Here is a 13,574-nt window from a genome sequence, read left to right on the forward strand (position 1 = left end):
AATCTTCAGGTAAAGTTAATCCTGGTTAAGGCTCTTAACAGTTCGAAGTGGAACTGGGGCACGGCATCGAGATGGGGATATTGCACACTGTGAATCTGTTGCTCAAGCTTGCATCATTGCCCGTCTTTACTGAGGCAGGCGGAGGATCCTTCGAGCCTCCTGCGATTGATCACGAATTCAGCCCACCAGCGCTACTCTTTGCAGGTACTCCGTTTGAGCTGAATCGTATCTTGCTCATTCGCCTCATTTCCGCTTTCGTCATTTTGATCTTGATGATGTGGTATGCCAAGCGGGCCAAACTTGTTCCCGGGCGAGGGCAAGCGATCATCGAATCCATTATGGATATTTCGCGCGTCCAGATTGCTGACGAAGTTATCGGCAAGGAAGCGGCAAAAGCCTACCAGCCGATGCTCATGACTATCTTCATGGGCGTATTCTTCATGAATATTACGGGCATTATCCCAGGCCTGCAGATCGCCGGTACCTCACTGATTGGTATGCCGCTGATCTACGCGATCTTTGCCTATATTGGCTTTATCGTCGCCGGAATCAAAGCCCGAGGTTTGCACTTCTTCATCGAACAGCTAGCGCCCAAGGGAGTTCCGTGGTGGCTGTACATCATCATGGTGCCCATTGAGTTCTTATCGAACTTTATTCTGCGTCCGGTTACCCTGACTTTCCGTCTGTTCATGAACATGATTGCCGGTCATTTGATCCTGGTCTTATGTTTCGTCGGAACGCATTTCTTGTACTTCACGCTCTCGGGCGTTTTAGGCGGTGTATTCGGCACGTTAACTTTCGTGGCCGGTGTCGCCTTCGTGTGCTTCGAGATCATGGTGGGGGCGTTGCAAGCCTACATCTTCGCCATGCTCTCGGCTGCATATATCTCTTTGTCCATCTCAGAACACTGATAACCAACAATACAAAAGGAACCCCACATGATCGGTAACATCGCAACTATTGGTTATGGTCTTGCTACCCTCGGCCCCGGTATTGGTATCGGTTTAATCGGCTCGAAGAACCAGGAAGCCACCGCTCGTCAGCCAGAGATGGCCGGCGCATTGCGTGTGAACATGTTTATCTCTATGGCATTCGCTGAGGCCTTGGCGCTGATCGGCTTCGGTGCCGGCCTGGTATTCGGAGTGTGATGATGCAGTCTGCGACGTTAGCCAGCGGTGGGGGATTCTCAATCATCCCCGCGATACCCGATTTGATTTGGGGGTCGTTGGCCTTCGTCATCGTTGCCATTGCCATCTATAAGTTCGGCTGGCCGTCTTTCTCCGCGATGCTAGATGAGCGTTCGGAGAAGATTGATGAAGGTTTGCGGGCCGCACAGGAGGCGCGCGCTGAAGTTGCTGACCAGCAAGCTCAACTGACCGAAAAGATCCGGCAAGCCCAGCGGGAGGCGGCTGGTATTCGGGAACACGCCCAGGATAACGCCAAGGCGATTGTTCACGACGCCCAGACGAAAGCGCGCGACGAAGCAGAGGGCATTATTGCCAATGCACAGCGTCGCATTGACGCTGATACGGCGGCCGCTATGAGCGCCTTGGAAGGTGACGTCGGCAAACTCGCTACGGAACTTGCCGGGCGGATCGTCGGTGAAGCGATTACCGACGAGGCGATGGCACGCCGAGTCATTGACCGCTTCCTTGACGAGCTTGAAGCAACAGCCCCGACGACTCTTGCACACAAGTCGGAGGACTAAACGATGCGTTCAGGGAGCAAAGCAGCATTAAACCGAGCCTGTGAGCGCTGGGAAGGGTACCTTCTCACGCGCGCCGGTGATGAGATGGCGCTGGCACGCGAAGTGTTCACCGTAATGGATGTGCTGCGTAACTCGGCGGTGCTGAGCAATGCGCTAGAAGACGGGGCACGCAGCCCTGATGATCGCGCTGCCTTGGCCCACGACGTTCTCAGCGGTCGAGTAAATGACGAAGTGACGGAACTGGTCATGGGCTTGGCTCGCGATCAGTGGTCACAGAACGGCGATTTGCGTCTTGCCCTGGAGCATCTTGGCGTTCACGCCATACTCGTCGGTGCTCGACGCGAGGGAATGCTGGGAACGGTTGAGGAAGAACTGTACCAAAGCTCTCGGCTGCTCAAGGATCAGCGGGAATTGCGTTTGGCATTTACCTCGGTAAATCAGCCCCTGGAATTGCGGCAGAATCTGGCTACGCAGATTTTTGCGTCGGCCAGCCCATATACCGTTGAACTGATTAAACGGGCTATTGCACACGGGGAAAAGACGATCGCCTCGGCATTGCGGTCCTATTTGCGGGCAACCGCACAGATGGCAGATCATCTTGTTGCGTCTGTGACCAGTGCAATCCCGTTAACCACCGAACAAGAAGCGCGCCTAGGGCGCATCTTGAGCGCAAAATATGGCAAAGACGTGCATATCCACGTCACGATCGATACCTCCGTTATCGGCGGGGTACGAGTACACGTGGACGATGACGTTATTGACGGCACCATCGCTAGCCGCCTCAAGGCTGTACGCGAGGTTTTTACCCATTGATGTACCGCGGCTGGGTGCCGCGTTCGAACGAAGGAAGATGAATGGCTGAACTGATTAAGCCGGAGGAGATTCGGGCCGCGCTGGACAGCTTTGTCAACTCCTACGAACCCGCAAAAGCGGTGAGCGAGGAAGTGGGCCACGTAAACCTTACCGCCGACGGTATTGCCCGTGTGGAGGGATTGCCGGGCGCGATGGCGAACGAACTGTTGAAGTTCGAGGATGGCACGCTGGGTCTAGCGATGAATCTGGAAGAACGCGAGATCGGTGTTGTGGTGCTTGGCGATTTCGCCCATATCCAAGAGGGGATGGAGGTACGTCGCACAGGCGAGGTGCTCTCTGTTCCCGTCGGAGAGGGATACCTGGGGCGGGTCGTTGATCCCCTGGGTCGCCCCCTGGATGGGCTGGGCGAGATCAGTGACCTTGATGGGCGGCGCGCTCTCGAACTGCAAGCCCCTGGCGTCATGATGCGTAAATCAGTGCATGAACCGCTGCAAACAGGCATCAAAGCAATTGACGCCATGATTCCGATTGGGCGTGGCCAACGTCAGCTAATTATTGGTGATCGCAAGACCGGCAAGACGGCTCTGGCGATTGATACCGTCTTGAACCAGAAAGAAAATTGGGAATCCGGCGATCCGAATAAGCAGGTGCGCTGCATTTACGTGGCAATCGGTCAAAAGGGGTCCACGATTGCTTCCGTGCGGGCCACTTTGGAACGCAACGGTGCGCTAGAGTACACCACGATCGTCGCTGCTCCCGCTTCTGATTCGGCTGGCTTCAAATACCTGGCGCCTTATACCGGATCGGCAATCGGTCAGCACTGGATGTACCAGGGCAAGCACGTCCTGATTATCTTCGATGATTTGTCCAAGCAAGCAGAGGCATATCGTTCGGTGTCCTTGCTGCTGCGTCGCCCACCAGGGCGCGAGGCATACCCCGGTGACGTCTTCTACCTGCACTCTCGGTTATTGGAGCGTTGTGCCAAGCTCTCTGATGAGTACGGCGCGGGTTCGATGACGGGTCTGCCGATTATCGAAACGAAAGCGAATGACGTCTCGGCGTATATTCCCACTAACGTCATCTCCATTACTGACGGTCAGATCTTCTTGCAGTCCGATCTGTTCAACGCCAATCAGCGTCCGGCTGTGGACGTCGGTATCTCCGTCTCGCGAGTTGGTGGCGACGCTCAGATCAAAGCCATGAAGAAGGTCGCCGGTACGCTGAAGATCACCTTAGCTCAATACCGAGCACAGGCAGCCTTCGCGATGTTCGCCTCAGATTTGGATGCCACAACTCGTCGTCAGCTCACTCGTGGTGAGCGCATCATGGAGTTGCTCAAGCAGCCGCAGTACACCCCGTATGCAGTTGCTGAGCAGGTCGCTTCGGTATGGGCCGGAACGAATGGGTATCTCGATACGATTGAGACGAAGGATGTCGCTCGGTTTGAGGCCGGTTTGCTCGATTATCTGCGCCACAATACGGATGTTCTCGACGTCATTACGAACACGGGCCTGTTGGAGCAGGAAACCGAGGATACATTGCGGGAGGCAACGCAGAAATTCCTGGATTCCTTCACCTCTGCTCATGACTCGGTTGATCTGCCCTCTGACGAGGTAGATCCTGCGCAAAGATCGCAAGAGAAGATCGTCCGGGCTAAGAGGAGCTAACAGTGGCGGGCGAGCAGCGTATCTACAAACAGAAGATCCGAGCGACGCAAACGCTCGAAAAGGTCTTCTCTGCGATGGAGCTCATTGCAGCTTCTCGGGTGGGTAAAGCGCGTGAGAATGCGTTAGGGCAAGATCCATATACTCGTGCCTTGACGGATTCGATCGCCGCTGTTGCCTCCCACGCTGATGAAGAACACCCGCTATTGAACGAACGTACCGATACGAAGCGCGTTATCGTCTTTGTGGTGACCTCTGATCGTGGCATGGCAGGCGCGTATTCAGCGTCCGTGCTGCGGGAAGCCGATCGACTGCGTGCCGAGTTAACCGCTCAAGGCAAAGAGCCAGTTCTTTATGTGTACGGGCGGCGCGGGGTATCGCACTATGGTTTCCGCGGCGTTGAGGTGGCTAATTCCTGGATCGGGGAATCAGATAAGCCTTCGGTGGAGACCTCCCATGAGATCGCTACCGAGTTCCTCAATCGGTTCCTTGCCGCTGATGAAGATGGCGGGATCGGCGAGTTGCATGTGGTTTATACCCGTTTTGAATCCATGATTACGCAGCGCGTTGAAGTGCGGCGCATGCTGCCCGTGCAAATGGTTGATGCGGATGACGCTGATACTGAGCAGCGGGCATTGTTCGAATTTGAGCCTTCGGGTCGCGCCCTGTTCGACGCCTTGCTACCGATGTACATTTCACAGCGTATTCATTCCGTCTTGCTAATGGCGGCGGCATCGGAGTTGGCTTCCCGCCAGCAAGCAATGCATTCCGCTACTGAAAATGCGCAAGAACTCATTCAGGATTACACCCGTTTGGCGAATAACGCCCGCCAGGCGGAGATCACGACAGAAATCACCGAAATCATCTCCGGCGCCGACAGTCTCGGAAAGTAAGCGCCCGCTGGAAAAGGAAGAAAATATGTCAGTCGAAACGACACAGAAACTTGCAACTGGACGCATCGTTCAGGTGGTCGGCGCGGTCGTAGACGTCGAGTTCCCGCCGGACGCGCTTCCGGAGATTAACTATGCGCTGCAAACCGAAGTGACTTTGCCTGCCGAAGACTCCGATGGCGCACCGAACAAGGTGGCAATGACCTTGGAAGTCGCCCAGCACTTGGGTGATAACATCGTGCGCACCATCGCGATGAAACCGACCGACGGTTTGGTTCGCGGGGCAAAAGTTACCAACACTGGGGCTCCGATTTCTGTTCCGGTCGGTGACGTGACGAAGGGCCGCGTGTTCAACGTGGTCGGTGAGTGCCTGAACTTGGCCGACGGTGAGACGCTGGAGGTCAAGGAACGCTGGCCGATTCACCGCAACGCGCCAACCTTCGATCAGCTAGAACCAGAAACCAAGATGTTCGAGACGGGCATTAAGGTTATTGACCTGTTAACACCGTATGTTCAGGGCGGCAAGATCGGCTTGTTCGGTGGCGCTGGTGTGGGTAAGACGGTGCTGATTCAGGAGATGATTCAGCGCGTGGCCCAGGATCACGGTGGTGTGTCAGTCTTTGCTGGAGTGGGAGAACGTACCCGTGAGGGCAACGACCTCATCATGGAGATGAAAGAGGCTGAAGTTCTGGATAAGACGGCGCTCGTCTTTGGCCAGATGGATGAACCGCCGGGGGTGCGTCTGCGTATCGCGCTGTCTGGCCTGACGATGGCGGAATACTTCCGTGATGTGCAAAACCAAGACGTCCTGCTCTTCATTGATAACATTTTCCGTTTTACCCAGGCAGGCTCGGAGGTTTCCACGCTGTTGGGTCGTATGCCCTCTGCAGTGGGATACCAACCGACCTTGGCAGATGAGATGGGCGCGCTCCAAGAGCGTATTACCTCTACTCGCGGTCATTCGATTACCTCGCTGCAGGCGATTTACGTGCCGGCCGATGATTACACCGATCCGGCTCCGGCCACAACCTTCGCGCATTTGGATGCGACGACGGAACTTTCCCGAGAAATTGCTTCGCGAGGCTTGTATCCGGCGGTGGATCCTTTGGCTTCGTCTTCGCGTATCTTGGATGCGCAGTATGTTGGGCAGGCACACTACGACGTGGCAACCCGCGTGAAAGCAATCTTGCAAAAGAACAAAGAACTGCAAGATATCATCTCTATTCTGGGTGTCGATGAGCTTTCTGAAGAAGATAAGATCACCGTGGCGCGTGCTCGCCGGATTGAGCAGTATCTATCGCAGAATACATACACGGCTGTGAAGTTCACGGGCGTGGAGGGCTCAACGGTTCCGATCGCTGAAACTGTGGAAGCCTTCCGTCGTATCGTTGATGGCGAATACGATCATGTGCCGGAACAGGCATTCTTCAATATCGGCGGTATCGAGGATATCGAGCGCGCCTGGCACAAGCTCCAGAAGGAATCATGAAACTCGACGTGGTAGCCCGATCCGGAGTCCTCTTTTCAGGTGAGGTCTCCTCGGTAGTCGTGCCCGCATACAACGGTGAGATGGGAATCTTGCCTGGGCGCGAGCCGATTATGGCGGTTGTGCATAAGGGTACGGTGCGTTTTGTGCGCTCGGATGGTGTTGCGCAGAGCATCAACATTGGTGCCGGGTTCGTGACGGTAGACGAGGATCATATCTCGGTCGTGGTGGAGAACTACGACGATGAGACGGCCACAGAAATCGCAGGGATACAGTCGTGACTGTGTCGGACGGCATCGTAGCGGCCTTATGCGTGTTCTTGGGCTTAGTATGTGTCGTCCTGGCTGGTTATGTGATTCGGTTGCGCTCGCTGTTGCGCCGCCCGGGAGCTATCCAAGTGGCGGTGCGCTGTTCGGGTGAACGGTGGCGCTACGGCATTGGCGTGATGGGCGGGCGGCATCTGGTGATTTTCCCGCGTGCGTTGCGCTGGAGTCCGCTGGCGCGCTGGGATCGGCGCGGTATGTCGGCGGATCGTATCGGCGGCGAAGCAAGTATCCGGTTCCTGAGTGTTCATGTTGATGGCCAGGAATACGAGTTAGCGTGCGAACAGCTGGCGGTGGAGGCGATATTGTCGTGGTTGGAGTCAGCCGCGCCAGAATCGGAGCCCCAATTCGGCTGACCTCGTGTAGTAAGCTAAGCTGGCTGCTGAGAGGAAGGACGTCTTGTGCGTATTGTGGTTGCCACCTGTGCTGTTGACTATTCGGGTCGCTTAGATGCTCATTTAGAACAGGCAGTTCGCGTTCTAATGCTGAAAGCAGATGGCGCAGTTTTAATCCATGCAGATGGAGGCTCTTATAAACCGCTGAATTGGATGTCACCGCCGTGTACCTTGCGCGAGCTTGATCCAGAAGAAGCCGATCGTCAAGCTGGAGTCCAACAGGTGTGGCGGGTTGAGAACGACAAGACGAATGACGTCCTCGTCATCCGGATTTTCGAGATCCATCATGAGTATTCCCAAATTTTGGGTGATGAACCGGGGCTTCGTAAAGATGGAGTGGAGGCTCATCTGCAAAAACTGTTGGCAGAGCAGACCGAACTTCTTGGTCCTGGTGTACGGCTAATTCGTCGTGAGTATCCGACGGCAATCGGGCCAGTGGATCTCATGGTTGTTGATAGCGATGGTGGCCATATTGCAGTAGAGGTTAAACGTCGCGGTGAGATTGACGGGGTAGAGCAATTAACTCGTTATTTAACCCTGTTGGAGCGTGATTCGACGTTGCGGCCTATTCGGGGTATTTTTGCTGCGCAGGAGATCAAAGCTCAAGCACGCGTATTAGCAGAAGATCGCGGTATCGAGTGCGTGGTTTTGGATTACGATGCGATGCGCGGTTTAGATAATCCAGAAGACCGGCTGTTCTAATGGCGAAACGACGACGCAAACCACCTGTTAGTGCCCCGCTGAATATTGAGCGCCTGATGGGTTACACCCGTTATGAGATGGCTGATAACGGCATGGAATTCACGGTTCGCCATATCCGTGCAGCACGTAAAGAGTATGTGTGCCCCGGATGTCAGGGGCGAATTATGGTAGGCGAAGCTCATGTGGTGGCATGGACGGAGGACTCGTGGTTTGGCCCGACGGCGGGGCAAGAGGCACGCCGACATTGGCATACGAGTTGTTGGAAAGCGCGAGGTCATCAAGCTACAGCGTGGTAGTCTGAAAGCATGCTGTCATATATACGTACTGGTCCGACGACGGACCTTCCATTAGTTTTACTGCACGCTCTTCCACTCGATTCAACGATGTGGGATCAGGTTCGGGAATTATTGCCCGATCGGGACATCATCACGGTTGACGCACCAGGTTTTGGGAAATCTCCGCGTGGTGAGGAATTCGCTGAAGGAGATCCGGCAATCTCGACGTATGTGGAGGCGTTAAAGGCTCGTCTGGATGATTTAGGCGTAACCCGTATGGGGTTGGCTGGTTTATCAATGGGCGGTTCTGTGGCCGCGCAGTTCACGGCGGCGTATCCGCAGATGGTTGCGGGATTGGCGCTGATTGACACGAATATCACGGCTGACGATCCTGACCGGCAGGCTTTCCGTCGCAATATGGCCGAGCGCGCCGATGCGGGTGAGGGCTATTCGGCTGTGGAGAACTGGACGACGATTATGGTCGGCAGTGAATGTACCGACGAGGTGCGGGCGAGCCTGGATGCGCGTTTTAAGGTTTTGCGTAATGATGGCTTGGCATGGATTCAGCGTGCCTTAGCGGATCGCCCTGATTCGTCTGCTGCGGTGGGCATGATTGATGGTCCGGTATTTTTCGTGCGTGGTATGGATGATCCTACTGCCTCGTTGGAGTCCTATCAGGAGCTGGGTGCCCGATGCCGTAATCCGTATTATGTTGAGATTCCGGGGGCGGGGCATTTCACTGCTGATGAGAAGCCGGCAGAGTTGGCACGAGCATTGGATGTATTCGCTCATGCGACCGCGCTGTATGCTCGGGGCTGATTTGATCTATTGCCTCAGAGGAGAAAACCCTAAGCAGCCGCAGATATCGGCTGCTTGAATGAGGTGAGGCACGATGGCTGCTAGTGCCTGCTCAGGATGTTCGGGAAGCGAGCGGGAATGAGATGGCGGGCTGCCTCTGTGGTGGTTTTCGCGGGATAGGCCCGTGGTTGTGGCATAACAACTGAATAGGTTTGTGGGGGTGGATATCATTGATTGTATCCACCCCCACAAACCTATGTACTCTTTGCGAGCCCTACCTTTATGGTTGCTCAGGATTACGGCGAGGAGGTTCCGTCGGCGGTGTGCCAGGCTGAGGAATTATCTTGTTGAGCCAGCGATATGCCCCTCAGTCAGCGATATGCCCTCCGAGAGGTGTGCCCGCATCCGCTATGAATCCGCTATCATGCAGCGCACTGCGTCATCGTTATTCCTTAGCGTGATGGTGTTCGGCAGAGTCCACGATCTCGGTTAATGCAATCGACGTGGATGTGGAGCTTAGAAGCGCGCGAACGTCAGATAGATATGATTCCAGATTGGTGCGTTGTTCGCGCAAGGATTCTATATGTGCTTCGGCGTTGGAACGCTGTTCGTGGGCGCTATGGCGGGCTTCATCAAGAATGCGTTGAGCTTCATTGTGGGCGTCGTTGAGTAAGCGTGTGGCTTCTTCGCGGGCCTGAGCCAAGATGTCTTGGGCGGATTGATGTGCGTCTTGCGTTACGGTTTGGGCATGTTCGGTGGCCTGCGCTGCTCGCAGTTCTGCCTCTTTGGCATGTTCTTCGCTCACTCGGACGAGTTCTTCGCTGCGTTCACGCAGGGCTGCTTCCCGCTCTTGGCATTCGGTGGCGGATTGGGTATGGCGCTGTGCGATCTCGCGTTCTGCTTGGGCGCGCATCTGGGTCACATCTTCTTCGGCGCTGGTACGCAATGCGGTGACTTCCTCGGTGATCTGCGCGCGCATTTGTGCCACATCGTGCTCGGTTTGTGAGCGGAGCGTGGTGGCTTCCTGTTCTGCTTGGCTGCGCACGCGCTGTGCCTCTCGCTCGGCGGAAGCCAACATTTCTTCACAGGTTCGGCGTGTGGATTCTGATAGCTCGCGGGCTTCAGATTGGGATTGAGAACGCACGTGTTCGGCCTCCGATCGGGCACTGCTCATGGTGTTGCGGGATTCCGTTTCGGCATGTTCGCGTAATTCTTCAGCGCGGGTGCGGGCTGTTGAAACAATGTGTTCCGCATCTTTGCGGGCGCGCGTCATGAGATCTAGGGCTTGTTCTTCTGTTGAACGCAGCAATCGTTCGACGCGGCTGCCAAGGCCGGAATAGGATGGGCGTTCGTTTTCTTTCAACGCATTATTGGCTTCGGCGAGTTCGCCAGATAGTTGGAGGACTTGAGCGTCCAGGCGGGCAACCTGGTCTCGCGTTTGAGCGAGATGGGATTCAAGTTGTGCGATATGTTCGTCAACTTGGGCGCGGTCGTATCCGCGCATGACAACGGGGAAACCAGAGTAGTCGCTCAACGTATCTCCTTTAGTAGGGGTGCCGAACAGCATCGGCACGGGAGGTGCTTTCTGGGCACAAACTTATCTACAAGCCTAATGAGGTTCTTCTCAGGTGAGCGGAGGATTGGATGGCGTGCCGTCTTTAGAACCGAATAACCGACGTATTATGGGCGTATTGAGGAATTTCTGCGAGTGGTTTCTGCTCTAGAGGTATTGCTAGGAGCCTCGGTAGGAAGGGAAAGGGTAGAGTCACTCACACTATGCTATGCGAGGATTCAAAACCAGGTATTGTTACATAATTGTTACAATCCAAAGGCGAGGTTCTGCGGGGATATGCCACATCCGTCGCTCGGTGAGGGATGATTGTTAGATAATAACTAGCATTGGTAGAAACACTGAGGGCAAACAGGACCTCGTGATAGTACTCGGAATAACGAAGGGCGTATGCATGAAACGTATTGGCGGGATTGTCCTAGTCATCGTGGGCCTCATCATCGCAATAACTGGCGTGGTGCGAGCCGCGATGGATAGCGATTCAACCACGGTGAGTGTGAGCGTGCCAGCGGATAAGCACCAGTTCGTCTATACGGCGCCGGGAGTTTTATCATTGGTGGATTCCCAGGTGACGATACGGCTACAAGCTGATAGCGGGCAGATTCAATGGGGGCTTGGCTCTACGCCTAATGTGCAGGCCTTCGTTCTGGACGCCTCGGCGTATGAAGTGACGGGGCTATCGAGCTGGAGTCAAGTGCGTGGTACGCAGATTCCGGGGACGGATAGCGGGCGGGAAGCAGTCAGCGCCGCCGCAGCTAATAACACGTTTTCCTTAGCCAATTCGGATATGTGGACGAAGCATGGGACGGGCGATCGAGATGTAACCGTCACCCTTGAACCAAACCAAGGAGTTGCTCAGTCGTTTATTGCAACTACGACGACTGGTAGTGCACCCCAGATGGAATTGACGTGGCAGCGGAAGCTGACGGAAAAGACCAGCCCATTTCCCTTTGTTATCGTCGGGGTGCTGCTCGCCTTGATTGGTGCGCTGACGGTGCTTTCTGATTGGCAACAGCGAGCGGTGCAAAAGCGTCGTGAAGAAAATGCGGCGCGCAAAGAAGCGGCTGCTGAACGGCAATTCGAGGAGACCAGCGTCATTCCTAAAATTAATGACAGCTCCTCGGCAGGTGATACTTCGCCAACGGAGGAAACCTCGCCAACAGGTGAAGAAATACCGGCGAGTGAGGCACCGGATGAGCTTCGTGATGTGGTCAAGGAGATGACGGGTTCTGGCTATGGGGCAGTGCTTATGCCAGCTCGTATCGGGGAATATCGCGATCGTGAGTTAGCTGAAGCTGATCGCATTATTCTGCCAGTAACGCATGATGATTCTGCGCCTGAGGATCCGGAACACGACGCTTCGCTGCGTGAAGATAATGCGGATAGTGGCCATGGCAATACTGATCTGCAGGGGAGCGCAGAAGCAATGGTTCCACTGGCAGAGGAATCGCATGTGGAGCAGGAAGAATTAAGCGCAGATAGTGAAGAATCGCCAGCAGATGAGCTGCGTAATGCCAATATCGCTGACATCATCGCACATAGCGATGATGAGGTAGCGGTCACTGGCGTCGAAGGTGAGGCCCATAATGGCGAGGCGCTTGAGTCAAGCCTAGTAGGTGACGCAGATGAAGGGGGCGCTGAAGGCGTAACGCCCTTGCTGCAAAATGAATCGTCTTCGTCGGATACGCATGATGAATCCGCACACCCCTTAGCACACACTACTGACTCGGATCAAGAAGCTTACTCAGATAGCGTCGATTCAACGCCTGCTCGGGCAGATCATTCAGAGGAATCGGATAATGCAGATCAGCCAGAAGCTGGTGCGCGTTCCTGGCGGGCGCTATGGGATTTTTCTTGGGGTAATTCCCGTACAGCAGGAGAGGAGAACAAGGATGCGTAATCGCGCCATTATCGCTGCTGGATTGTGTTGCTTGCTGGCGGCGTGCTCATCTCCGCAAGCGGTGCCGGAGCCTCGCTATGGCGATCAGCCACAAGAGATCCTTACCCAGGAACAATTCGCCGCAATTGCTGAGCAAGCTGCAGCGGGGATTGCCGCGGCAACAACAAGTAATTCAGCCGATCAACTGGGTGGGCGGATTGCTGGTCCGATGCGAGACGAACGCACCGGGCAACTTCGCCTGAAAGCAATCTTGGGTGACAGCTATCAACTCGATCCGATCGTCATTTCGAAAGAATCCACTCCGGTACTATCGGGAACAGGATTTCCGAGAACTGCGATGACGGTTGAGAAACCGGCTGACGGTCAGAATCTCACGTCGTTGACGGTATGGACCCAGGATTCTCCGCGAACAAACTATGCGCTGTGGGCACAGGTGCAGCTATTCCCGGGGGTGAACGTACCAAAAATCGTTTCGCAGTTGGATAACGAAGTTGGAGATATATCCAACCCGTCGGCATATGCTGCAAACCCGAATGACGTCCTGGCTACCTATGCGTTATATAACGCCTCACGCACCCAGCAGGCGATCAAATTCCAAGACGGCGATCCACTATTTACCCAAATTGCCGCCCAGCAAGATAGCTTTGGGCAGGCATTAGGGCGTAGCGGCTCGGCAACTACTCAATTCGCTCCGGGGGATAAGGGAATTCGAGCCGTCCATACGGATGACGGTGGCCTGATCATTGTTGGTGAGTTGAACTACGTCGTGGAAATCACCAGGACGCAACGCAACGCGAAAGTGCGCATTGCCGATCAGATCGGGGCCCTGTACACCGGCAATAAAGATAACGCCGTGTTGGAGATTGCTGATAAAGCAGTGGCACATTATTCAACAACGGTTGCGTTCTATATTCCTCCGGCAGGGGCAGCCTCTGCGGTTGTGCAGGTTATCGGATCCGCTAAGCCCACCCTGGTGGCCGTGGAAAACGTCGGAGCGAATCCCGCTCACTAATCTAGCTGACGCTGCTTGTGGTTTACTCCTTAGCTGCC

15 protein-coding genes are annotated in these 13,574 nt (G+C 55.0%); 14 read left to right on the forward strand and 1 reads right to left on the reverse strand.

What is annotated here, in order from left to right; translation table 11 throughout:
* The first annotated feature begins 89 nt into the window (after nucleotides 1–89).
* The 12 genes from atpB to ACLHIJ_RS06115 are packed head-to-tail and all read left to right on the forward strand — an operon-like array spanning nucleotide 90 to nucleotide 9,075.
* Nucleotides 90–911 carry a F0F1 ATP synthase subunit A gene (atpB, locus tag ACLHIJ_RS06060; RefSeq protein ID WP_411298692.1) on the forward strand — a complete coding sequence of 274 codons (822 nt, stop codon included), beginning with the start codon at nucleotides 90–92 and terminating at the stop codon, nucleotides 909–911.
* A 27-nt stretch (nucleotides 912–938) separates the two neighbouring features.
* Nucleotides 939–1,148 carry an ATP synthase F0 subunit C gene (atpE, locus tag ACLHIJ_RS06065; protein ID WP_411297105.1) on the forward strand — a complete coding sequence of 70 codons (210 nt, stop codon included), beginning with the start codon at nucleotides 939–941 and terminating at the stop codon, nucleotides 1,146–1,148.
* Nucleotides 1,148–1,708, forward strand: a complete 561-nt coding sequence (gene atpF, locus ACLHIJ_RS06070) for a F0F1 ATP synthase subunit B (protein ID WP_411297106.1) — start codon at nucleotides 1,148–1,150, stop codon at nucleotides 1,706–1,708. The genes atpE and atpF overlap by 1 nt, the downstream gene beginning before the upstream one ends.
* Before the next feature lie 3 nt (nucleotides 1,709–1,711).
* The gene (locus ACLHIJ_RS06075) at nucleotides 1,712–2,521 is read left to right on the forward strand and encodes a F0F1 ATP synthase subunit delta (protein ID WP_411298694.1); all 810 of its coding nucleotides are present in this window, start codon (nucleotides 1,712–1,714) and stop codon (nucleotides 2,519–2,521) included.
* Nucleotides 2,522–2,562: 41 nt separating this feature from the next.
* A complete protein-coding gene (atpA, locus tag ACLHIJ_RS06080; RefSeq protein WP_411297108.1) occupies nucleotides 2,563–4,188 on the forward strand; it encodes a F0F1 ATP synthase subunit alpha in 1,626 nt (541 codons plus the stop codon).
* A gap of 2 nt (nucleotides 4,189–4,190) precedes the next feature.
* Nucleotides 4,191–5,078, forward strand: coding sequence for a F0F1 ATP synthase subunit gamma (locus tag ACLHIJ_RS06085; protein WP_411297109.1), 888 nt, complete (start codon nucleotides 4,191–4,193; stop codon nucleotides 5,076–5,078).
* Nucleotides 5,079–5,103: 25 nt separating this feature from the next.
* Entirely contained in the window at nucleotides 5,104–6,564 is a 1,461-nt protein-coding gene (gene atpD, locus ACLHIJ_RS06090; RefSeq protein ID WP_411297110.1) for a F0F1 ATP synthase subunit beta, read from the forward strand.
* Nucleotides 6,561–6,842 (forward strand): F0F1 ATP synthase subunit epsilon, encoded by a 282-nt coding sequence (locus ACLHIJ_RS06095; RefSeq protein ID WP_411297111.1) that lies wholly within the window; start codon nucleotides 6,561–6,563, stop codon nucleotides 6,840–6,842. The genes atpD and ACLHIJ_RS06095 overlap by 4 nt, the downstream gene beginning before the upstream one ends.
* Nucleotides 6,839–7,240, forward strand: coding sequence for a DUF2550 family protein (locus ACLHIJ_RS06100; protein ID WP_411298696.1), 402 nt, complete (start codon nucleotides 6,839–6,841; stop codon nucleotides 7,238–7,240). The genes ACLHIJ_RS06095 and ACLHIJ_RS06100 overlap by 4 nt, the downstream gene beginning before the upstream one ends.
* Nucleotides 7,241–7,285: 45 nt before the next feature.
* A complete protein-coding gene (gene nucS, locus ACLHIJ_RS06105) occupies nucleotides 7,286–7,981 on the forward strand; it encodes an endonuclease NucS (protein ID WP_411298697.1) in 696 nt (231 codons plus the stop codon).
* Nucleotides 7,981–8,277 (forward strand): ATP/GTP-binding protein, encoded by a 297-nt coding sequence (locus ACLHIJ_RS06110; protein WP_411297114.1) that lies wholly within the window; start codon nucleotides 7,981–7,983, stop codon nucleotides 8,275–8,277. The genes nucS and ACLHIJ_RS06110 overlap by 1 nt, the downstream gene beginning before the upstream one ends.
* 9 nt (nucleotides 8,278–8,286) lie before the next feature.
* Nucleotides 8,287–9,075, forward strand: coding sequence for an alpha/beta fold hydrolase (locus tag ACLHIJ_RS06115; RefSeq protein WP_411298698.1), 789 nt, complete (start codon nucleotides 8,287–8,289; stop codon nucleotides 9,073–9,075).
* Between the two features lie 424 nt (nucleotides 9,076–9,499).
* On the opposite strand, the gene ACLHIJ_RS06120 is transcribed toward ACLHIJ_RS06115, so the two are convergent.
* On the reverse strand, nucleotides 9,500–10,588 hold the full coding sequence (locus ACLHIJ_RS06120) for a DivIVA domain-containing protein (protein ID WP_411298699.1): 1,089 nt from the start codon (nucleotides 10,586–10,588) through the stop codon (nucleotides 9,500–9,502).
* 430 nt (nucleotides 10,589–11,018) lie between these two features.
* On the opposite strand from ACLHIJ_RS06120, the gene ACLHIJ_RS06125 reads away from it, so the two are divergent.
* Together ACLHIJ_RS06125 and ACLHIJ_RS06130 are read left to right on the forward strand one after the other, a co-directional pair.
* Nucleotides 11,019–12,524, forward strand: coding sequence for a hypothetical protein (locus ACLHIJ_RS06125; RefSeq protein ID WP_411298700.1), 1,506 nt, complete (start codon nucleotides 11,019–11,021; stop codon nucleotides 12,522–12,524).
* Nucleotides 12,517–13,536 carry a hypothetical protein gene (locus tag ACLHIJ_RS06130; RefSeq protein WP_411297118.1) on the forward strand — a complete coding sequence of 340 codons (1,020 nt, stop codon included), beginning with the start codon at nucleotides 12,517–12,519 and terminating at the stop codon, nucleotides 13,534–13,536. The genes ACLHIJ_RS06125 and ACLHIJ_RS06130 overlap by 8 nt, the downstream gene beginning before the upstream one ends.
* Nucleotides 13,537–13,574: the final 38 nt, after the last annotated feature.

The organism is Trueperella sp. LYQ141 (genome assembly GCF_046599555.1).
Lineage (GTDB): Bacteria > Actinomycetota > Actinomycetes > Actinomycetales > Actinomycetaceae > Trueperella.